This window comes from Catenulispora acidiphila DSM 44928 (genome assembly GCF_000024025.1).
Lineage (GTDB): Bacteria > Actinomycetota > Actinomycetes > Streptomycetales > Catenulisporaceae > Catenulispora > Catenulispora acidiphila.
On record NC_013131.1, the window covers coordinates 3161565 to 3181734 of the forward strand.

Here is a 20170-nt window from a genome sequence, read left to right on the forward strand (position 1 = left end):
GAGAGGCGGAGCGGCAATGGCACGGCAGCATCACGGAAGCAGCGATGTCCTGGTGGACGAGCTCTTCGACACCACAGTGGTGTTGCGCTACTTCGTGGAGAGCAGGCTGCGTCCGATGGGTTCCTCGGTAGCCCGCCTTCGCGCGCTGCGCATGCTCGCCCGCGAAGCCACGCCGCTCCGCATGCGCGACCTGAGCGAGATGCTCGGCATCGCGGCGCGCACGACCACGACCATCGTCGACAGCCTGGAACACGACGGCCTGGTGGAGCGCGTACGGCACCTCGAGGACCGCCGAGCATTCCTGATCACCCTGACCGACGCCGGCCGCGCGCACTTTGAAAAGGCGGAGGCCGTGGACACCCAAGCCCTCGCCGACGCCACCGGCATGCTCAGCAGTCAGGAGCGGGAGCAGCTGCGAGCGTTGCTGGAGAAGGTTCGCGAGGCGGTCCGACAGGAATAGGCCCAGGTTTTCGCGCCTGCTCGTGCACCGCTCCGCCCGGGACGCGACCGGCGGAGGAAAGTCATGCCGACCTGGTCAGGCGGGGTCCGGTTCGACGAAGAACCAGTGCTCGACGAGTCGGCCGTCGAGGACTCGGACCATGTCCATGCCGCGTGTCTCGGCGCCGTCGGAGCCCGGGGCGCCATGGACCCGGTAGAGGTTGGCGACCCATTCGCCGTTCTCGACGGTTCGCTCGGTGACGACCTCCAGGCCGGCTGCCATGAGATGCGCCCATTTCTGCCGCCAGTCGGTGTGGCTGACGGTCTGCCCCTGGTCGCGCGACTGCGGGGCGATCAACGCGAGGGCGGCGTCCATGTCGCCTTCGGCGCGGGCCCTGATGATCGCCCGCACGACGTCGCCCGGTCCCATCGTTGTAGCCATTCGATGTCCCCTCCCTTGAAACGGGGAGCTGTCCCCGCTTTCTGGTGTGAGATGCTACGGGGACTGCTCCCCGTTTAGCAAGGAGGCTCGGCATGCCGCCGTCGCCGCGTCGCGCTGACGCCGCACGCAACCGCCAGCGCCTGCTCACGGCCGCCGACACCGTGTTGAACGGCCATGGCGCGGGCGCGTCGCTCGATGAGATCGCCAGGGTCGCGGGAGTCGGCAATGCCACCCTCTACCGGCACTTCCCGACCCGCGGGCGGTTGATCGAGGCCGTCTACGAACAGCGGATCACAGAGCTGTGCGACAAGGCACGGGAGCTCACGGTGGCGCCGGACCCCGGTACGGCGCTGACGGCGTGGCTGCGCGCAGTCGCGGCACACGTCGCCACCAGCCGCCTGCTCAGGGAGGCGTTCCTCGCCGACCACCCGGGCCCCGCCGGCGTCGAGCCACCGCAGGCGGCGGCGTGGCACGAGGCGCTCTTCGACGCCGCCGCGCCGCTCCTGGCTCGCGCCCAGGACGCGGAGGCCGTACGGCCCGACATCGACATCGCGGAGTTGCTCATGTTCCTGACCGCCGCCACTCAAGCTGCCCCTCAGCGTGCCGACCGCGCCCTGGAAGTGCTCATGGAGGGCGTCCTCCCACGACCTGTCCTGCCCCGCCCCGGCGCGGGGACCAGCGGTTAGCGGCCGGTCGGCGAAATCCATGGCCGCGCGGCGGGAGCACGAGTAGGCGGCGAACACGCCGATTCGGCAACGCGCCGATCTGGCAGCCGCAGATCCCCATGACCACCGTGTCGGATGAATCCCCGGGTCAGACGTCGTATTCGCCACAGCTCGCCGCTGCCGGGACCGCGACACACGCCGGCACCGGCTGCGGTACGCGCTCCGCCGCGGTGGCCGTGCCGCGCGCGGCTAGGCGGCCGAGCAGCCACAGGGCGACCAGCCCGGTCCCGGCGATGGAGACCACGGCGCCGACTGCCATTCCCCAGCGCACGCCGGCGTGCTGGCAGATCCAGCCGGTCACCGGACCGCCGATCGGCGTGCCGCCCATCGCGACCACTGTGTAGACGGCCATCACCCGGCCGCGAACCGCCTCGTGGACCTCGGACTGCACGTAGCCGCTCACCGCGGTGTTGAGCATCATCAGTCCGAAGCCGGCTGGTACGAGCAGCGCCAGGAACACGACGTAGGCCGGAGCCAGTGCGGCAGCCGTCTCGGCGGCTCCGAACAACACCGCTCCGACCACAACCTTGCTCACTCGCGGCGCCGCCTTTCGCGCCGCCAAGAGCGTTCCGGCGATCGTGCCGACCCCGAGGGCGGTGGACATGAAGCCGAGCCCGCGCGAGCCGACGCTGTAGACCTGGCCGGCGAACAACGTCAGCGTGATCGGGAAGTTCACCCCGAACGTCATCACCAACCCGAAGACGGCCAGGACCGCCAGAAGCCTCGGTCGGCCCGCCACATAGCGCAAGCCCGCTGTGCCGGCGCCCTTCCACGGCGTTGATCCCCGCACCATCGTTCTCGGGCTCGGCCGGATCACCGCCAATCCGGCTATCACCAAGGCGAAGGACGCCGTGTTGATCACGAACACCCAGCCGGTGCCCACGGCGGCGATCAGCAGCCCGGCGACGGCCGGGCCGATCAGGCGTGCCATGGTGAGCGAGAGGATGTTCAATCCGGCGGCGTTCGGTATCAGCGCACTGCCGACCAGCTCGGTGACGAACGACAACCGTGCCGGGTTCTCCACGGTGAACACACAGCCCAGCCAGAAGGACAAGAAGTAGATCAGCCACAGGGGCGCGTGGCCGGTGAGGACGGCGACGCTGAGGATCGCCGCCTGGACCGCGTAGAGCGTCTGCGCGGTGAGCAGCAGGACGCGTCGGTCGTAGCGGTCGGAGAGGACACCACCCCACAGGCCGAACAGCAGCACTGGCGCGAACTGCAGTCCGGTGGTCCAGCCGACCGCGGTTCCGCTGTGGGTACGGGTCAGCACGAACCAGTCCAGGGCGACCCCTTGCATCGCCGTGCCGATGTTGGAGATCAGGCCGCTCGACAGGTAGATGCGGTAGTCGCGGACGGCCAGTGCCGCGAATGCCTTGTGGCTCGACGGAAGCGGTGCGGGCAGGTATCCGTCAGGTGTGTGCGGACTGGTCGCGGCGGGCGTGTGGGTCATGCCGGTCGTCCTCGCTGGGGAACTCGTAGGGCAGCCGGCGCTGAGTCAGACCTGCAAGCGGCCGCCGGACAGCACATCGGCCCATCGACAGCTCCCCGGCCAGGCGGAACGGGCTCTCGTCAGCTCAGCGGCGTTCGTGCGGGATCTTCTCGCCGGTCTCGACGGCGACCTGGAGCCGGTTCTCTGCCGGCGGCAGCGGGCAGGTCGCCAGGTCGGTGTAGGCGCAGGGCAGGTTCACCGCGCGGTTGAAGTCCAACCACACTGTTCCGTCGGCGGCCGGCGGATCGATCTGCAGCGATCGGTTGGCCGCGTAGGTGCTCACGCCGGAGGTGGCGTCGGTGAACAGCGCCAGGAGGCTGCCTGGGGCGTGCCCCTCGAAGACGGTCAGGCTCAGGCTGTGTCCGGCGAGGTCGAACTCGACGCGGCCCGGCGCGTCGTAGACGTGCTGGAGGCCTTCGACGGCGGCGCCGACGGTGGTGGGACGAGGGTGGTCGAAAGCCACGTAGCGACCGGTGACCGCCCACCGCGAGTCCGGCTCGTAAGCCGGGGTCCCGTTGTAGGCCAGGCGAAGCGGGTTCTCGGGGTGGCGGGGGCGCACGATGTCGTGGCCGCCGCGCTTGGCGACCTCGATGACTGCGTCTCCGGAGACGGGGAAGAGGCTGGCTCGCTCGCCGATGACCCCGAAGCTGTACTCGCCGTGCACAGCCGCTCCGTCGACGATCAGTTCCTCGCCCTCGGCCAGGACGACCCGGACGCCGTCGGGGCCGGTGGACCACGCGCCGGGGGCGTCGGGGAAACGTTGGGGCTCCTCGTGCAGCCAGTGCAGGCTGGTGACCGCGAGGAAGCCGTGCGGGTCGGCCAGCCGGTCTTCGTGGCCGCTGTGCCACTCCCGCCAGGTCTGAGCGAAGGCGTCCACGTCTGCTGCCACGTCCTGGACGGTCATGTTCGGTGTCCCTTCAGAGGACCCACTCGAATGTCTATTGAATGACTCGAGTTTGTGGGTGCTTTCATCATGACGGGACGGACGCCGGGACTGCCATCGCCGTCTCATGCTCTGGACGCCGCAGGTCCAATTCGCGGCCTGAGGGGGTCGCGCACCTCGGCGTGAGATGTTCTACCATTTCGATAAGTTCCATATGGATTACAGGTCGAGCAGGCCGGGAAGGAGACGGACGTGGACCGCGACTCCGGTACGTACTCCCGCCGTCATATCGACCTCCGGCGCAGCGCCAGCGCCCTGTGTCCCGGTCGCTGAGTCCACGCCGCTGACCAGGTGCTGAGCACCTGAACCGGGAAGCCTGGCTGTCCGCCGTTCCCCGACGCGGCGCGCCCGCGCCCGCACTCGCGTCCGCACCATGATCTGCGAAAGCCCATGGCACACAGCCGCATCGCGTCGGTGGGCCGGGCGCGGGTCGTCAGTGCTCTGCTTCGCATCCCCACCTCCGCTGAACCACGCCACGACAGGACCAGAGGCGATGACGATGACCATGACAACGACCACGACACCGACACCGACAACGACCCAGGCCACTGCGTCACGGGTACGGCCTCGGACCCGCAAGCCGCCGAAGCCGCTCCGACCGCTTCCGGAGCCGTATCGCCTGACCTGGTGGACCCGGCCCGGGCAGCCGACTTTCGACGACGTCTGCGATGCCCTGGCGTTCCAGCACTTCATCCTGGACGAACTGCTCCAGCCGGTCAGGGAGTCCCAGTGGCGGGCTCCGACCCCGTCGGCCCGGTGGCGGGTCGCCGATCTGCTGGGCCAGGTCATCGCGAGTGCCGAACACGTGGTCCAGACGGCGCACGCCTCGCAGCCCCGGCGCCGGGCGCCGGTCCTGGACGCCTTGGACTGGTATCAGGGGTCTGGTTCGCTCTCCACGCTCACCGTCGAACAGGCCCGTGCCGTCGCCGGCTCGGCGCCCGGGGCGCGATTTGCTGAGCTGGCCGAGCTCGCCGAGTTGGCCAGGCTGCACCGGGTCGCGGCCTCGACAGCGGCGGCGATACTGCGCTCGGGGGAGCCGGGGCTCGTCCTGCGCGGCGCGGCCGGCGGCATCACGCTGGCCGATTACACGGTGACGCGTCTGGTGGGAGCCGTCGTGCACGGCCTGGATCTCGCCGACGCGCTCGGCCGTCCAGGGCGCGCCCACGGTCCGGCCGTGCGCCTGGTCGGCGGCTACTTCGCCGCGCTCGGAGAGCGTCGCGGCCCGGCCGGGTCCCGATCGGCGCCGATCGCCCTGGGCACGGACGGCTCGCTCATCGCGCTTCATGCCAAGCGTCCGGCGACGATCGTCCCGGCGATCAGCTGGATCCAGGCGGCTACCGGTCGCCGTCCCGCCGGAAGGCTTCTGCCGGACTCCCATCAGTGGCTCGCAGACCTCTTACCGCTGGCCACCTGAGACGTGGAGGTGCGGGGCGATGCCGGACGGATGGCTACCTACCTTGGGCGATGCGGCTGCGCGCGCAGCCCGTCGAGGAAGACGGTGATCAGGGGATCGTCGGTGCGGATTCCGGGGCGGCAGACGACCACGCTCAGCATCTCGAGCACCTGGGCGGGAGTGAGGTCTCGGCGCAGCTCGCCCTGCTTCTGCGCGTGAATGACGGCTTGAAGGATGAGCGCGTCGCTTCGGGCCGCGAGGGTGTCGATTTCGGGCGTGTCCAAGGGGATCTCGCTGAGTGACTTGGTGAGGGCCAAGGGCAGGCTCACACAGCGCTCGATGATGTCGACGAGGGCTTCCCAGCCGGAAGCCGTGGTGCCGAGCACGTCTTGGGCGTGCTGGTGGAGGCGGTGCAGGCTGTCGGTGGCGATCTCGTACAGCAGGCTCTGCCGGTCGGGGAAGTGGCGGTAGAGCGTGCCGACGCCGAGCCCGGCTGAGCGCGCGATCTCCTCCATCGAGACCGCCGGGCCGTATTCGGTGAACAGGTCGACGGCGGCGCTGAGGATCAGCTCGCGGTTGCGGCGCGCGTCGGATCGCACGGGCGGCCTTTCGACAGGGTTCGACAAGCGGAATATCGGATTCAGGTTAGTGTAGGCTGCCGACGCAGAAGCGGAACTTCATATTCAGGTTAGGGGACCGGCGTGCGGTGGGGACTTTTCGCAGGCGGCGAAGCACTGAGCGTGGACGAGCACATCGGAAGGGCCCGCGCGGTGGCCGCGGCCGGCCTGGACGCGATGTTCTTCGGACAGGTGGGGTCCTGGGACGCGATCGCTTTGGCCTCCGTGTGCGGGCGGGAGGCGCCGGGGCTCGAGGTCGGGGTCGCCGTCACGCAGACCTTTCCGCGGCACCCGCTGGCCCTGGCCGCCCAGGCGCTGACCGCCCAGGGGATCAGTGGCAACCGGTTCACGCTGGGCGTCGGGCCGAGTCACCCCGCCGTCATCGAGGGGCAGTTCGGGATCGCCTATGACAGGCCCGCGCAGCACACCCGCGAATACCTGGAGGCGCTGGGCTCGCTGCTCGACGGCCGGCCGACCGAATACCGGGGCGAGCGGATCACCGCGGTGGGGCGCGTGGACGCTCCGGGAGCGCAGCGGCCCTCGCTGCTGCTCTCGGCGCTCGGCCCGGTCATGCTGCGCACCGCCGGCGAGCTGGCCGACGGTACCACCACGGTCTGGGCCGGTCCGCGCGTCATCGGCGAGCATGTGGCACCTCTGATCAACCGCGCCGCGCAGGAGGCGGGACGTCCCGCGCCGAGGATCGTGGCCCTGGTCGTCGCGGCCTTGACCGACGATCCGGACGAGGCCAGGCGCGCCTTGGCCGAGCGGTACGCGATGGCGTCGCAGATGCCTGCCTACCAGGAGATCCTCGGCCGCCAGGGCAAGTCGAACGTCGGAGACACCCTCGTCGCGGGCGATGAGAAGACCCTGGAGCGAGAGCTGCGAGCCTATGCCGACGCCGGGACGACCGATCTGCTGGTCGGTCCGTTCGGGGACGCCGAGCGCATGATCGAGTTCCTGGGCTCGATCCGCTGAGGCGGATGCGGGGACCTCACCCCTGCTCGTCCAGGTTGCGGAAGCCGCTTCGGTGAAAGACCAGCGGTGCCACCGAGGGGTCGGCTCCGATGTCGTGGACGCGCAGCAGGAGGATGTCGTGGTCGCCCGCCGGGTATTCGGCCTCCAGCGAGCACTCGATCCAGGCGCCGGCTCCCTCGACGAACACCGCTCCGTCGGCTGAGGCGCGGAAGTCCAGGTCGGCGAACCGGTCCGCGGACCTGGAGGCCAGACGCAGGCATGCCTGTTCGTGCTGCGCGGCGAGGATGCTGATGCCCAGACGCGGCCGGCTCCGCAGGACCGGCCAGGTGGAGGACTTCAGGTCCGCGCACACCGACACCAGCGCGGGTTCCAGGGAGACCGAGGTGAAGGAGTTGGCGGCCAGGCCCACCGGGCTGCCGTCGACGAGGACTGCGACCGCGGTGACGCCGGTCGGAAAGGACGCGAACATGGTCCGCAGTTCTTTGGCGGTCGGGGCGGTCGGGCCTGTCGGGCCCGTCGGGGTGATCTGAGCGGTCGGGGCGGCTATCGGGCTCGGCGCGGTCACGGACGGGATCTGGATCTGGGCGTGGACGCTCACAATGGCTCCTTGTCGGCGTCTCATTCTCCAGGTCACCCATAGACATGGTGCTCTTTATGCGCGACCGTGTCCGGGACGGTGATCGGCGATGAGACAGGTGGGGACGATGCGGCTGGATTCGCTGCGCTGCGGGAGGCCGGGCGGACGCATGCGGTGCTCGGCGAGGCACTGCGTGAGTGCCGTGAGTGCCAGGGGTGCCGCGGCCAGGCGTCCGGTGCCGCGGACGCCGAGAAGGGGCGTGGTTCAAAGGATACCTTCAGGAGTCTATTTTGCTAGAGTCCTTCGGTGTCAACCCCGCGACGTCCGGCGCGCTCACCGTCCGGACGTTCTCCGAGAACTCTTGCGAGGACCGGTGCCCATGCGTGTCTCGGCCAGAACCGATTACGCCGTCCGCGTCCTGATCGAGCTCGCCGCGGCCGATTCCCGGCCGGTGACCTGCGAGGCCATCGCCGAATCGCAGCAGATCCCGTACCGCTTCCTGAAGGCGGTCGTCCGCGATCTGCGCGTGGCCGGCCTGGTGCGCAGCCAGCGCGGCTGTGAAGGCGGCTACTGGATCGGCCGGGAAGCCGCCGAGATCGCGCTGGCCGACGTCGTGCGCGCGGTCGACGGCGAGTTGCTCACCGTGAACGACGTGCCGCCGGCTGACGTCGCCTATCCCGCACCGGCCGCCGGGCTGGGTCTGTTCTGGCTCGCCCTGGGTGCGCGCGTCGAGGACCTCTTCGGCGCTGTCAGCATCGCCGACCTGCTGAACCAGACCGCTCACGCCGCGTTGGGCGCGCCCGCCCTGCGGACGTGACAGGACCCTTAGGAGTCACGACATGACCGACCACTGGCACGCCCCACTGCGCCACATCAAGGCCGCCGACCTGTCCGGGAACACGGGCCAGACCTCCGGGATGACCCGCCTGGAGGCGGTGTCCGGCAAGACCGTCGGCGCCGAGAAGGTGTGGATGGGCCAGACCCACGTCGCCCCGGACACCAACTCCGGCGACCACCACCACGGGGAGGCCGAGACGGCCATCTACGTGGTGTCCGGGAACCCGGTCTTCGTGTTCGCCGAGGGCGAGGAGGAGGTCAGGATCCAGACCGGTCCCGGCGACTACGTCTTCGTGCCGCCGTTCGTGCCGCACCGCGAGGAGAACCCGAACGCCGAGGAGGCGGTGGTGGTGATCGCGCGCAGCAGCCAGGAGGGGATCGTGGTCAACCTGCCGAGCCTGTGGGCGCCGGTGGCGACGTGAGCGCGCCGCGGCTGCGGGTGGTGGAGTTCACCGATCCGGCATGCCCCTGGGCTTGGGGATCGGAGCCGAAGTTCCGCCGGCTGCGCGCGGCGCTCGGGCCGGACGTGCGGTGGCGGCGGGTGTTCGGGATCCTGTTCGACGACGGCGAGCCGCCCGCGCCGGACCCGGCCGCCGAGGCCGCCTGGTATCTGAGCGAGGTCCGGGAGATCGCGGCCCACACCGGTGCGCCGGTTCCCGAACGCCTGGCCTGGGTGATCGCGAGCAGTTGGCCGGCCTCGCTGGCCGCCAAGGCCGCCGAGCGTCAGGGCTCGGAGATCGCCGACGCCGTCCTGTGGCGGCTGCGGGAGACGACGTTCGCCGACGGCGAGCCCGCGGACACCCCCGAGCGCGTCCTGGCCGCTGTCCGCCGACTGCCGGGGCTGAACGCCGACCGGCTGGCCGCCGACGCCGCGGCGCCGCAGACCCTGGCCGCCGTGCGCGCCGACTGGGCCGAGACCCGCGCGCCGTGCCGGGAGGTGCTGGAGCTCGACGTGCCCGGACGGCATCCGGGGCGGGCCAAACCGCTGGGCGAGGAGCCGGCGGACGGCTTCCGCTACGCCTTGCCCACGCTGGTCTTCCACGGGCCCGCGGGGCGCGCCGTCGTGCCCGGGTGGCGTGCCGAATCAGAGTACTTCGACGCCGTCCGCGCCGTGGCGCCCGGGCTCGCCGCCGCCCCCGCCGGCGTCTCGTCTCATAAGACATCTGTAGGTATCAATTGACAGAGCTGCGACTTCACGCCACGATGAGCTCCATGACTCGCATCCACCCCGGCGTGGTCTGCCGCTACGTCGACTTCCGGCGTACCTCCAGCGCCCTGTGTTGCGCCAGCGCTAGCCGCTGAGTCTTCCGGCGAGCCCGCGCCTCGCCACCCGGCCGTTCTCCCCTGAGCCGAACCTGTCTGTGCTGAACCGGATCGCCGCGTGCCGGCGCGATCCCGCCTCAAGCCAGGCGTTGCGGCGACTCCACGGCGTCGCCCGACCCGCTTTCCCCCCGAACTTTCGCACAGTGCTGTGACCAGCCCGCCGCAGCGGCGGGCGCACAGCACGTGTCGCCGCACCCACCGACTTCTTCGTTTCCGACCTTTCCGAGAGGCGATTCCGCCATGCCTGCCTTCCCGTCCTCGCTCGTGAAACCGGGCCGCCGCCTGGCCGCCGCCGCGGTCGTCCTGTCCCTGGCCGCCTGCGGCGGCACCGCCACCGCCGGCAGCACGGCCGAGCAGTCCGGCGGCGGCGCGGCCACGGCCTCCGGCACGCTGAAGTGGGGCTGGGCCCTGCCGACCTCGTGGGACCCGGTGACCTCCTCCGCGGGCTGGGACGTCCACGCCCTTTCGCTGGTCTACGCCGGCCTCACTCAGGAGGACGCCGCGGGCAACGCCGTCCCGGCGCTGGCGAGTTCCTGGAAATACAACACCGCCGGAACCGAGATCACCTTCACGCTGCGGCCGAACCTGACGTTCAGCGACGGGACGCCGCTGGACGCCACCGCCGTGAAGGCGAACATCGAGCGTGGCCGCGACGAGAAGGACTCGCTGATCGCCTCGCAGCTGACGAGCGTCAAGCAGGTGAGCGCGCCGAGTCCGGACACGGTGGTGGTCGACCTGGCCCAGCCGAACTTCCAGATCCCGACCCTGTTCGCCGGCAAGACCGGCATGCTCGTCAGCCCGGCCGCGTTCACCGGCAACCGGGCGGGACTGGCGCTCAAACCGGTGGGAGCAGGGCCTTTCACGCTCTCTTCCTACGTCCAGAACTCCAAAGCCTCGCTGGTCCGCAACCCCAAATTCTGGAACGCCTCGCAGATCCACATAGCGAACTTCGAGCTCTACCCGCTCCCCGACCCCTCCACCGCCGTGGCCGGTCTGACCTCCGGGCAGTACAGCGTCGCGCAGATCCCCGGGAACCTGGTGGCCGCGGCCAAGTCCGCCGGGCTCAAGGTGCAGGTGATCCCGTCGCTGGTGGTGTCGGTCCTGGACGTCAACAACACGATCGCGCCGTTCGACGATCCGAACGTCGACCAGGCGCTGAAGTACGCGGTGGACCGCAAGGCGCTGTTGCAGACCGCGAACTTCGGCGTCGGCGACGTCTCCTATCAGCCGTTCCCGAAGGGTTACGTGGGATACAGCGATGCGGTCGGCGAGCCCTACGCGTACAACCCGGATAAAGCAAAGACACTTCTGGCAGCGTCCAAGTACGGCGCCCATCCGGCCGTCACCATCACCACCAGCACGGCAGCGGGGGTTCCCGAGCAGCTTCAGGCTCAGCTGCAAGCGGTGGGCTTCACCGTCAAGATCGAGGTGATCCCGGCTGCGCAGTTCACGCAGATCGTCTACGTCCAGCACTCCCGCGCTCTGACCGTCGACGCCTTTGCCGGCCGTGACTCCACGGCCCAGGCGTTCCAGGTGTTGTTCGGCAAGGCGGGGCTGCTCAACCCCGGACGCGGTGTCAGCCCCGATCTCCAGGCGGCGGTCGACAAGATCAGCACCACGCCGCTGGACAGCCCGGACTACCCGGCGGTGGTTCAGGCGGCGACCGCGCTGGCGGTGCAGCAGGAGCCGAACGTGTTCCTCTACACCGTGCCGCGCATCCTGGCGCACTCCTCCTCGGTCTCCGACCTTCCGGCCGACACCGTGGTGCAGCGCTTCGAAGGGGTGACGGCCAAGTGACGGCCGGCGCCGAGGATGTGGAAGACGTCGCAGACCTCGACGACCTCGAAGACCTCGCAGATCTCGAGAACCTCGCAGATCTCGACGCGCCGGGCCGCGTCACGGGGATCATCTTCAGGGTCCTGAAATTCGCGGCGATCCCGGTGACGGTGTTCCTTGTCGCCTCGTTCGTCACCTTTGGTCTGGGAGCGCTAGGCGGGGCGAACCCGGCCGCGACCGCGCTCGGCGACACCGCGACTCCGGCCGACATCGCCCGCGTCAACCACCAGTTCGGCCTGGACCGGCCGTTCCTCGTCCAGTACGCGAGCTGGCTCGGGCACGCCCTGACCGGGAACCTGGGCCGCTCGTACTTCACCTCGATCCCGGTGTCGACGAGCATCGGCCAGGCCCTTCCGGTGGACCTCTCGATCGCGGTGCTGGCACTGCTCCTGGCCGCCGCGGTGGGGGCGGCGGCCGGGATCAGCGCGGCCCGCCGGGCCGGCGGCTGGTGGGACCGTACGGTCACGGTCGCCGCCTCCGGGCTGGCCACCGTGCCGCCGTTCCTGGTGGGCATCGCGCTCATTGTGGTCTTCTCGGTGTTCCTCAAGGTGCTGCCGTCCGGCGGCTACGTCCCCTTGGGTCAGAACCCGGCCCAGTGGCTGCGTTTCGCGATCCTGCCGGCGCTCGCGCTGAGTGTGGAGAGCGCGGCGGCGGTCGCCCGGCAGTTGCGGACCTCGCTGGTCGGCGCGCTGGGGGAGAACTACGCGGTCGGCGCCGCCGCGCGGGGTCTGTCGTCGCGCCGGGTGCTGTACCGGCACGTCCTGCGCAACGCGGCCGGTCCGGCGCTGACGGTGCTGGGGTTGGAGGTGCCGAACCTGATCGGCGGCGCGGTGATCGCCGAGAAGATCTTCGTGCTGCCGGGGGTCGCGCAACTCGCGCTGCAAGCCGGCTCCACGCACGACATCCCTGTGGTGCAGGGCACGCTGTTGGTCACGATCACCGTGGTGCTGATCAGCAACCTCGCCGTCAACGCCGCACTGGTCCGGCTCAACCCGCGGGCCCGGCGCCGGACGGTGTGGCGGCGCGCGAGTCTGCCGATCACGGGCCCGGCGGCCGTCGCGGGTCGTTCGGGCCGTCCGGGCGGCCCGGGCGCAGCGGGAACAGCGGGAACAGCGGGGGCGACCTCATGAGGATCCTGCGAAAGACGTGGCAGTTCCGTTCGGCGCGGATCGCGGTCGCGGTCATCGCCCTGATCGCGGTCCTGGCGGTCTTCGGCCGGGCGCTGGCTCCGCACGACCCGCTGGCGCAGAACCCGGCCGCGGCGCTGCGCGGTCCGGGCGCCGGGCACTGGCTGGGCACCGACTACCTCGGCCGCGACGTGCTGTCCCGGCTGATGGCCGGGACCGGCGCCTCGGTGGTCGGGGCGCTGGAGGCGGTGGCCATCGGGCTGGCCGCCGGGGTCCTGCCCGGTCTGGCCTCGGTGTGGCTCGGACCGGCCTTCGAGTGGGTCTCGGCGCGGATCGTCGACGCCTTGCTGACGCTGCCGTACGTGGTGTTCGCGGTCGCGGTCACCGGCGTGCTGGGCAACGGCCTGACCGTGGCCATGGCCGCGATCGGCATGCTCCTGGCGCCCCGGTTCTTCCGGATCACCCGGGCGGCGGCGCTGAGCCAGGCGGGCTCGCAGTACGTCGAGGCGGCCGAGCTCGCCGGCGCCTCGCGCTGGTGGATCCTGCGGCGGCACATCTGGGGCAAGATCAGCCCGACGATCGCCGTGACCACCGCGCAGGCCTTGGCCGCCGCGCTGTTGACGGTCTCCTCGCTGGCCTTCCTGGGCCTGGGCGTCGAGCCGCCGCTGCCGACCTGGGGCGAGATCCTCAGCAGCGATCTGACCTACCTGTCGGTGCAGCCGTGGGCGCCGCTGGTCCCGGGTCTGCTCATCATGGCCGCCGCCGCAGCGCTGAACGCCCTGGCCGACGCGGTCCGGGACGGCTCGGCGGCCGTCGACCTCCCGCGTCCCCCAGCGGCCGTACCGGAAAAGGAGCACGCCGATGTCAGCCTCGCAGCTGTCTGACACCGCGCCGGTGGACAGCCGTCCGCCGGCCACCCATCCCCTGGGTGCCCGCGAGCAGCAAACCGCCTCGACGGACGGTCGGCCGACCGTCCTGTCCGTCGCCGATCTGAGGGTCGAAGCCGGCGGCACCGAACTGGTCCGCGGCGTCTCCTTCACCGTCGGCCGCGGCGAGATCGTCGGCCTGGTCGGTGCCTCCGGCAGCGGCAAGACCCTGACCTGCCGGGCGGTCCTGGGCCTGCTCGCACCCGGCTGCGTCCGCACCGCCGGCGAGGTCCGCCTGGGCGAGTCCGACCTCACCGCGCTGGACAGGCGCGGCTGGGACGCGGTGCGCGGCGCTCGCGTCGGTACCGTCTTCCAGGACCCGGCCTCCTACCTCAACCCCTCGGTCACCGTGGGCCGGCAGGTCACCGAGGCACTGCGGCTCAAGGCCGGTCTGGACCGGCGGGCCACGCGCACGCGGGCTCTGGACCTGCTGACCTCGGTCGGTCTGCGCGACCCCGAGACCGTCTACCACGCCTATCCGCACGAACTGTCCGGCGGCATGGCGCAGCGGGTCCTGATCGCGATCGCCGTGTCCGGCGATCCGGAGCTGCTGGTCGCCGACGAGCCCACGAGCTCGCTGGACGCCCTGGTCCAGGCCGGTGTGCTGGGACTGCTGCGCCGGCTGGTCGCCGAGCGCGGCCTGGCGCTGCTGCTGGTCACCCACGATCTGGCCGTCGTCGCCGAACTCTGCGACCGGGTCCTGGTCTGCGACGCCGGGCAGATCGTGGAGCAGGGCTCGGCGGCCTCCGTGGTGGGCGCTCCGGCCCACCCCCGTACCAGGGCCCTGATCGATGCCGCCGCCGTGTGGCACCGCGAGCCGGCCGCCGGGGGAGTGCGATGACCCTCCTCGACGTCCAGGGCCTCACCGTCGCCTACGACCGGCGCCGGAACGTGCTGACCGACGTGGCGCTCAGCGTCGGCGTCGGCGAGATCGTCGGCGTGGTCGGCGAGACCGGTTCGGGCAAGACCACGCTGGCGCGCGCTGTCGCCGGGCTGGTTCCGGTCCGGGCCGGCACGATCGGCTTGGCGGGCACCGACCTGGCCGGGCTGCGGGGGCGGGCGCTGCGCGACTTCCGCCGCACCGGGCGGCTCCAACTGGTCTTCCAGGATCCGCTGCGGGCGCTGGACCCGGATTGGGACGTCAGTGCCCTGGTCGGGGAGCAGCTGGCGGTGGCCGGGACGGTTCCCGTCGCCGAGCGTGCCGAGCGAGTCGCGGACGCCTTGCGCGCCGTGGGCCTGGACCCGGGGCTGGCCGTACGCCGTCCCGCGCAACTGTCCGGCGGACAGCGCCAGCGCGTCCTGCTGGCCCGGGCCCTGGTCGGCAAGCCCGCCCTGCTGATCGCCGACGAACCGGTCAGCGCTCTGGACGCCACGTCGCGCAACGACGTCCTGGCTCTGCTGGCCGGGCTGCGGGAGCACTCCGGCACCTCGCAGCTGGTGATCTCGCACGACCTGCCCTCGCTGGCGGGCCTGGCCGACCGGATCGCGGTGCTCTACCGCGGCCGGATCGTCGAGCACGGCCCGGTCCGGCGCGTCCTGGAAGAACCCTCACACCCGTACACCGCGCGGCTGGTCGCCGCGACGCCCCGGCTGCGCCGCCTCCGCCCGGCCGCCGCCTGACCTCCCCGGCACAAGCGAGAAGGACAGAGAACCGTGTCAAACCCGAGCAAGCACATAGAGTTCATCGGTATCACCGGCACCCGCCCCGGCAGCGAGAGCGAAACCGCGCTCGCCGACGGTCCGGTGATCCAACCCGGCTACTTGCAGGAACTCGCCCTCGCCCACGAGGAGTCCGGCTTCGACCGGGTCCTGATCGCGCATTCCTCGGCCTCGCCCGACGGCTTCGTCATCGCCGACCAGGTCCTGTCCCGCACCTCCCGCATCGGGGTCCTGCTGGCACACCGCCCCGGCTTCGTCTCGCCGACCTACGCCGCGCGCAAGTACGCCACCCTGGACGCCTTCCACCCCGGCCGGGTCGCTCTGCACACCATCACCGGCGGCGACGACCGGGAGCAGGCCCGGGACGGCGACCTGGCCGACAAGGCCACCCGCTACCGCCGCACCGATGAGTTCCTGGCCGTCGTGCGCAAGGAGTGGGAGAGCGCGGATCCCTTCGATTTCGAGGGCGAGTTCTACACCGTGCGCGGCGGCTGGTCCGCGATCCGGCCCGAGCCCGGCGCGATCCCGGTCTACTTCGGCGGCGCCTCCGAGGACGCGATCCGGGTCGGGGGCAAGCACGCCGACGTCTACGCGTTCTGGGGCGAGCCGCTGGCCGGGATCGCCGAGCGGATCGGCGAGGTACGCGCCGCCGCCGCGCCGTTCAGCCGCGACCCGCGCTTCAGCGTCAGCCTGCGCCCGATCCCGGCCGCCACCGAGGCCGAGGCCTGGGACCGGGCCGCCGAGGTGCTGCGCCTGACCAAGGAACGGGCCGGCCAGGCGCGCAAGGCGTGGGGCTGGGGCGGGGACAAGAAGGACTTCGCCGCCGCGCGCGGCTCGCAGCGGCTGCTGGAGTACGCCGCCGCCGGGGACGTTCACGACAAGCGGCTGTGGACCGCGGTGGCCAAGGAGACCGGCGCCGCCGGCAACTCCACCGCTTTGGTCGGCAGCTACGAGCAGGTCGCCGAGGCGCTCCTGGAGTACGTGGCCCTCGGTGTCAGCACTCTGCTGATCCGCGGTTTCTCGCCGCTGGCTGACGCCCGGGACTACGGCACGCTCATCGGGCTGGTGCGCGCGCAGCACGAGAACGCGCCGCTGGCCGGCGTCGGCGCGGGCGCCTGACCCCTGATGCCGCCGCCGCACAGCGCCGCGCCGGTCGTCGCCGCGCCGATCGCGCCTGCCGGACCGATTGCGCCCGCCGCACCGGTCGCCGCCGGACCGATTGCGCCTGCCGCACCGGTCGCCGCCGGACCGATCGCGCCTGCCGGACCGATCGTCGCCGCGCCGATCGCGCCCGCCGCCTCGACCGCCGCCGCGCCGATCGCGCCCGCACCGACGCTCTCGCCGACGACCTCGCCGACCACCTCGCACTGGGGCGCGTTCAGCGTGCGCCCCGACGCCGAGGCCGATGGCGGGATCGCGGTGCTCCCACATCCCGCGGACCCGGCGCCTTCCCCGTTGCTCGCGAACGTCCCGGGAGCGCTGCGCCACCGCACCAGGGTTCGCCGGCCCGCGGTCCGACGCGGCTGGCTGGAGCGCGGACCCGGCCCGGATTCGCGGCGCGGCCGGGAGGCGTTCGTCGAAGTCGGCTGGGACGAGGCGCTGGATCTGGCCGCCGCCGAGGTGGACCGGGTGCGCACCGGGCCCGGTCCGCGGGCGGTGTTCGGCGGCTCGTACGGGTGGGCGAGCGCCGGCCGCTTCCACCACGCGCAAAGCCAGGTGCACCGGTTCCTGAACCTGGCCGGCGGGTTCACCGCCTCGCGCAACTCCTACAGCCTGGGGACCTCGCTGGTCGTGCTCCCGCACATCGTCGGCGACGCCGAAGCGGTGCTGCGTGCCGGATCGTCCTGGCCGACCATCACCGAGAACACCGAGCTGGTCCTCGCCTTCGGCGGCATCCCGGCCAAGAACGTGTTCGTCACTCCCGGCGGCGTCACCCGGCACGTCACACCCGGGGCGCTGGAGGCGCTGTCCGCCCACATCGCCCTCATCAGCCCGCTGCGCGCCGACCTGCCGGACGGTCTGGACGCCACCTGGTATCCGATCGCCCCGGCCACCGACGTCGCCCTGATGCTGGCTCTGGCGCACACCCTCATCGTCGAGGACCTGCACGACCGCGCGTTCCTGGACCGGTACACCGTCGGCTTCGCAGAGTTCGAACACTACGTGCGCGGCGGCGACGGGACGCCGAAGGACGCCGCCTGGGCCGCCGCGCTCTGCGGTATCGACGCCGCGGACATCAGAGCTCTGGCACGCCGGATGGCCGCCTCGCGCACCCTGATCACCGTCACCTGGTCCCTGCAGCGGATCCAGCACGGCGAGCAGCCGGTGTGGGCCGCGATCGCCCTGGCCGCGCTCCTGGGCCAGATCGGCCTGCCCGGCGGCGGCTTCGGCCACGGCTACGGCAGCATGGGCGACGTCGGCGACCACGGCCCGCAGCGGCGGCTCCCGTACCTGCCCCAGGGCCGCAACCCCGTGGCCGAGTACATCCCGGTCGCACGGATCGCCGACATGCTCCTGAACCCCGGCGCCGACTACGACTACAACGGCGCGCGCCGGACCTACCCCGACATCCGCCTCGTGTATTGGGCAGGCGGCAATCCGTTCCACCACCATCAAGACCTCGGGCGGCTGCGCCGAGCCTTCGCCCGACCCGACACCGTCATCGTCCACGAGCCCTTCTGGACCGCCACCGCGCGGCACGCGGACATCGTCTTCCCCGCCACGACACCCCTGGAGCGCGAGGACCTCGGCGGCGGACGCCGCGACACCCACCTGATCGCGATGCACCAGGCCGTCGCCCCGGTCGGCGAAGCACGCGATGACTATGCGATCTTGTCCGATCTCGCCGCGCGGCTCGGATTCGGCGAAGAGTTCACCGAAGGCCGCACCGCGCGCGAATGGCTGGTCCATCTCTACGAAGGCTGGCGTGCCGACCTGAGCGCCGAAGGCCATGCCGTCCCGCCTTTCGAAGAGTTCTGGCATGCCGGGGACTACCTCCTGCCGGCCGGACCAAGCCACTTCACCCTGTTCGAGGATTTCCGCGCCGACCCCGACGCGCACCGGCTGCGCACCCCCAGCGGACGCATCGAGATCGTCTCGGAAACGGTGCGCGGCTTCGGATATCCGGACTGTCCGGGGCATCCGGCGTGGCTGGAACCCGATGAACACCCCACCGCCGGCACGCCGCTGGTCCTGATCGCCAACCAGCCCGCCACCCGGCTGCACAGCCAGCTCGACGTCGGCGCACTGAGTCAGGGCTCGAAGATCCACGGTCGCGAGCCGGTCCGGATCCATCCGGCCGACGCCGCCGCCCGCGGCATCGCCGACGGCGACCTGGTCCGGATCTTCAACAGCCGGGGCGCCTGTCTGGCCGGGGCGGTGCTCGCCGACGGGCTGCGCCCCGGGGTCGTGCAGCTGCCCACCGGCGCCTGGTTCGACCCGGTATCAGGGTTCGACGACGAGCCGTGGTGCGCGCACGGCAACCCCAACGTCCTCACCGCGGACATCCCGTCCTCACGGCTGTCGCAGGGCTGCACCGGCCAGCACGCGCTGGTCGACGTCGAGCGCTTCGACGGCGAACCGCCGCCGGTCACCGTCACCGAACCGCCGGTCCTGCTGCGAAAGGAAGATCTGTGACCACCACGACCACGGACCCCGCGCCGATCCCTCCAGCCGTCGAGCTGATCCCGCCGGCGTTCGACCAGCTCCCCGAGGTGACGGCGTTCCTGGCCGCACATGCCGAGGAGCACGATCGCCAAGCGTCCTTCCCGTTCGACGGCGTCGAGCGGGTCCACCGTGCCGGACTGCTGACCGCGACGGTCGGCGAACGCCACGGCGGCGCCGGGGTGCGGCTGGCCGGGACCGTCCGCATCTTGCGCGCCCTGGGCGCCGGCGATCCCTCGGTGGCGCTGGTCTCGGCGATGACCCTGTTCACCCATGCCCTTCAGGACTCGAACCCGACCTGGCCGCAGGAGTACTACCGCCGGCTGCTGGCCGAATCCTCCGGCGCCCCGGCGCTCGTCAACGCGCTGCGCGTCGAGCCGGATCTGGGCACCCCGGCCCGCGGCGGGCTGCCGGCCACGACGGCGCGCGCCGACGGCGGGGACTGGGTGCTCACCGGACGCAAGATCTTCTCCACCGGCGCGCCCGGCCTTCGCTGGCTGGCGGTGTGGGCGCGGACCGACGAGGAACCGCCCCGAGTCGGCTCGTTCCTAGTCCCGGCCGACACCGCGGGCTTGAGCGTCGAACCCACCTGGGACCATCTGGGCCTGCGCGCCAGCGGCAGCCACGACGTGATCCTGGACCGGGTCCGGATCCCGCGCGAGGCGACCGCCGGCCTGGCCGACCCCGTCGCCGATCCCCGGCGCGACCCGGCGCTGATCGCCTGGAACAACCTCGGGCTCACCGCGCTCTACCTCGGCGTCGCCGAAGCCGCCCGCGACTGGCTCATCGGCTTCCTGCACGAGCGCACGCCCTCGGCGCTGGGCCGTCCGCTGGCCACGCTGCCCCGTTTCCAGGCCGAGGTCGGCGAGATCGAGGCCGCGCTGGCCGGCGCGCTCACCCTGGTCGAGGCGCTGGCCGAGCGGGTCGACGCCGGGGACCGGCGGGCCGCCGAGACCAGCGGCGCCGCCAAGCTGATCGGCACCCGCGCCGCGATCGGCGCGGTCGAGCGGGCCGTCGCGCTGATCGGCAACAACGCCCTGACCCGCCGCAACCCGCTGGAGCGGCACCTTCGCGACGTCCTGTGCTCCCGGGTGCACACCCCGCAGGACGACACCATCACCGCCTCGCTCGGCGCCGCCGCCCTGGCCCGCCCCACCGACGACCCCGCCAAGAACCGCCCCGCTGAATAAGGAGAGATCC

The 20170-nt window shown here is 71.7% G+C and carries 21 protein-coding genes; 16 read left to right on the forward strand and 5 right to left on the reverse strand.

Annotated elements, in window-relative coordinates; translation table 11 throughout:
* The first annotated feature begins 16 nt into the window (after positions 1–16).
* Positions 17–460, forward strand: a complete 444-nt coding sequence (locus CACI_RS13705; protein WP_012786957.1) for a MarR family winged helix-turn-helix transcriptional regulator — start codon at positions 17–19, stop codon at positions 458–460.
* Between the two features lie 75 nt (positions 461–535).
* Here the strand turns inward: CACI_RS13705 and CACI_RS13710 are convergent, their stop codons facing one another.
* Positions 536–880, reverse strand: coding sequence for a nuclear transport factor 2 family protein (locus CACI_RS13710; RefSeq protein WP_012786958.1), 345 nt, complete (start codon positions 878–880; stop codon positions 536–538).
* Positions 881–972: 92 nt separating this feature from the next.
* Here CACI_RS13710 and CACI_RS13715 point away from each other — a divergent pair, with 92 nt between their 5' ends.
* Positions 973–1566, forward strand: a complete 594-nt coding sequence (locus tag CACI_RS13715; RefSeq protein ID WP_012786959.1) for a TetR/AcrR family transcriptional regulator — start codon at positions 973–975, stop codon at positions 1564–1566.
* A gap of 127 nt (positions 1567–1693) precedes the next feature.
* On the opposite strand, the gene CACI_RS13720 is transcribed toward CACI_RS13715, so the two are convergent.
* Positions 1694–3055, reverse strand: coding sequence for an MFS transporter (locus CACI_RS13720; RefSeq protein ID WP_012786960.1), 1362 nt, complete (start codon positions 3053–3055; stop codon positions 1694–1696).
* A gap of 124 nt (positions 3056–3179) precedes the next feature.
* Positions 3180–3998, reverse strand: a complete 819-nt coding sequence (locus CACI_RS13725) for a DUF1684 domain-containing protein (RefSeq protein ID WP_012786961.1) — start codon at positions 3996–3998, stop codon at positions 3180–3182.
* Positions 3999–4229: 231 nt separating this feature from the next.
* Between CACI_RS13725 and CACI_RS54180 the strand changes: the two genes are divergently transcribed.
* Entirely contained in the window at positions 4230–4310 is an 81-nt protein-coding gene (locus CACI_RS54180; RefSeq protein WP_395994335.1) for a putative leader peptide, read from the forward strand.
* A 226-nt stretch (positions 4311–4536) separates the two neighbouring features.
* Positions 4537–5451: a maleylpyruvate isomerase N-terminal domain-containing protein gene (locus tag CACI_RS13730; RefSeq protein WP_190276756.1), complete on the forward strand. Its 915-nt coding sequence runs from the start codon at positions 4537–4539 to the stop codon at positions 5449–5451.
* 38 nt (positions 5452–5489) lie between these two features.
* Here CACI_RS13730 and CACI_RS13735 read toward each other — a convergent pair whose 3' ends face one another.
* Entirely contained in the window at positions 5490–6029 is a 540-nt protein-coding gene (locus CACI_RS13735) for a TetR/AcrR family transcriptional regulator (protein ID WP_012786963.1), read from the reverse strand.
* A gap of 102 nt (positions 6030–6131) precedes the next feature.
* Here CACI_RS13735 and CACI_RS13740 point away from each other — a divergent pair, with 102 nt between their 5' ends.
* Positions 6132–7022 (forward strand): TIGR03564 family F420-dependent LLM class oxidoreductase, encoded by an 891-nt coding sequence (locus CACI_RS13740; RefSeq protein ID WP_012786964.1) that lies wholly within the window; start codon positions 6132–6134, stop codon positions 7020–7022.
* A gap of 16 nt (positions 7023–7038) precedes the next feature.
* Here CACI_RS13740 and CACI_RS13745 read toward each other — a convergent pair whose 3' ends face one another.
* A complete protein-coding gene (locus tag CACI_RS13745; protein WP_012786965.1) occupies positions 7039–7620 on the reverse strand; it encodes a flavin reductase family protein in 582 nt (193 codons plus the stop codon).
* Between the two features lie 358 nt (positions 7621–7978).
* On the opposite strand from CACI_RS13745, the gene CACI_RS13750 reads away from it, so the two are divergent.
* The 11 genes from CACI_RS13750 to CACI_RS13800 all read left to right on the forward strand — a co-directional run bounded on the left by CACI_RS13750 (position 7979) and on the right by CACI_RS13800 (position 20160).
* Positions 7979–8416, forward strand: a complete 438-nt coding sequence (locus CACI_RS13750) for an RrF2 family transcriptional regulator (protein WP_012786966.1) — start codon at positions 7979–7981, stop codon at positions 8414–8416.
* 22 nt (positions 8417–8438) lie between these two features.
* Positions 8439–8858: a cupin domain-containing protein gene (locus CACI_RS13755; RefSeq protein ID WP_012786967.1), complete on the forward strand. Its 420-nt coding sequence runs from the start codon at positions 8439–8441 to the stop codon at positions 8856–8858.
* Complete coding sequence (locus CACI_RS13760) at positions 8855–9616, forward strand: DsbA family oxidoreductase (protein ID WP_012786968.1); 762 nt, start codon at positions 8855–8857, stop codon at positions 9614–9616. The genes CACI_RS13755 and CACI_RS13760 overlap by 4 nt, the downstream gene beginning before the upstream one ends.
* Positions 9617–9999: 383 nt before the next feature.
* Positions 10000–11556, forward strand: a complete 1557-nt coding sequence (locus tag CACI_RS13765; protein ID WP_012786969.1) for an ABC transporter substrate-binding protein — start codon at positions 10000–10002, stop codon at positions 11554–11556.
* Positions 11553–12725, forward strand: a complete 1173-nt coding sequence (locus tag CACI_RS13770; RefSeq protein WP_012786970.1) for an ABC transporter permease — start codon at positions 11553–11555, stop codon at positions 12723–12725. Before CACI_RS13765 ends, CACI_RS13770 begins: the two co-directional genes overlap by 4 nt.
* Positions 12722–13606 carry an ABC transporter permease gene (locus CACI_RS13775; RefSeq protein WP_012786971.1) on the forward strand — a complete coding sequence of 295 codons (885 nt, stop codon included), beginning with the start codon at positions 12722–12724 and terminating at the stop codon, positions 13604–13606. Before CACI_RS13770 ends, CACI_RS13775 begins: the two co-directional genes overlap by 4 nt.
* Positions 13584–14489 carry an ABC transporter ATP-binding protein gene (locus CACI_RS13780; RefSeq protein WP_012786972.1) on the forward strand — a complete coding sequence of 302 codons (906 nt, stop codon included), beginning with the start codon at positions 13584–13586 and terminating at the stop codon, positions 14487–14489. Before CACI_RS13775 ends, CACI_RS13780 begins: the two co-directional genes overlap by 23 nt.
* On the forward strand, positions 14486–15268 hold the full coding sequence (locus CACI_RS13785) for an ABC transporter ATP-binding protein (RefSeq protein WP_012786973.1): 783 nt from the start codon (positions 14486–14488) through the stop codon (positions 15266–15268). Before CACI_RS13780 ends, CACI_RS13785 begins: the two co-directional genes overlap by 4 nt.
* Before the next feature lie 33 nt (positions 15269–15301).
* Positions 15302–16426: an LLM class flavin-dependent oxidoreductase gene (locus CACI_RS13790; RefSeq protein ID WP_012786974.1), complete on the forward strand. Its 1125-nt coding sequence runs from the start codon at positions 15302–15304 to the stop codon at positions 16424–16426.
* 6 nt (positions 16427–16432) lie between these two features.
* A complete protein-coding gene (locus CACI_RS13795) occupies positions 16433–18943 on the forward strand; it encodes a molybdopterin-dependent oxidoreductase (protein WP_012786975.1) in 2511 nt (836 codons plus the stop codon).
* The gene (locus CACI_RS13800; RefSeq protein WP_012786976.1) at positions 18940–20160 is read left to right on the forward strand and encodes an acyl-CoA dehydrogenase family protein; all 1221 of its coding nucleotides are present in this window, start codon (positions 18940–18942) and stop codon (positions 20158–20160) included. Before CACI_RS13795 ends, CACI_RS13800 begins: the two co-directional genes overlap by 4 nt.
* Positions 20161–20170 lie beyond the last annotated feature (10 nt).

Coding starts and splice junctions, on each gene's coding strand:
- CACI_RS13705 (WP_012786957.1), top strand. CDS start 17: ATGGCACGGCAGCATCACGGAAGCAGCGATGTCCTGGTGGACGAGCTC.
- CACI_RS13710 (WP_012786958.1), bottom strand. CDS start 880: ATGGCTACAACGATGGGACCGGGCGACGTCGTGCGGGCGATCATCAGG.
- CACI_RS13715 (WP_012786959.1), top strand. CDS start 973: ATGCCGCCGTCGCCGCGTCGCGCTGACGCCGCACGCAACCGCCAGCGC.
- CACI_RS13720 (WP_012786960.1), bottom strand. CDS start 3,055: ATGACCCACACGCCCGCCGCGACCAGTCCGCACACACCTGACGGATAC.
- CACI_RS13725 (WP_012786961.1), bottom strand. CDS start 3,998: ATGACCGTCCAGGACGTGGCAGCAGACGTGGACGCCTTCGCTCAGACC.
- CACI_RS13730 (WP_190276756.1), top strand. CDS start 4,537: ATGACCATGACAACGACCACGACACCGACACCGACAACGACCCAGGCC.
- CACI_RS13750 (WP_012786966.1), top strand. CDS start 7,979: ATGCGTGTCTCGGCCAGAACCGATTACGCCGTCCGCGTCCTGATCGAG.
- CACI_RS13755 (WP_012786967.1), top strand. CDS start 8,439: ATGACCGACCACTGGCACGCCCCACTGCGCCACATCAAGGCCGCCGAC.
- CACI_RS13765 (WP_012786969.1), top strand. CDS start 10,000: ATGCCTGCCTTCCCGTCCTCGCTCGTGAAACCGGGCCGCCGCCTGGCC.
- CACI_RS13775 (WP_012786971.1), top strand. CDS start 12,722: ATGAGGATCCTGCGAAAGACGTGGCAGTTCCGTTCGGCGCGGATCGCG.
- CACI_RS13780 (WP_012786972.1), top strand. CDS start 13,584: ATGTCAGCCTCGCAGCTGTCTGACACCGCGCCGGTGGACAGCCGTCCG.
- CACI_RS13785 (WP_012786973.1), top strand. CDS start 14,486: ATGACCCTCCTCGACGTCCAGGGCCTCACCGTCGCCTACGACCGGCGC.
- CACI_RS13795 (WP_012786975.1), top strand. CDS start 16,433: ATGCCGCCGCCGCACAGCGCCGCGCCGGTCGTCGCCGCGCCGATCGCG.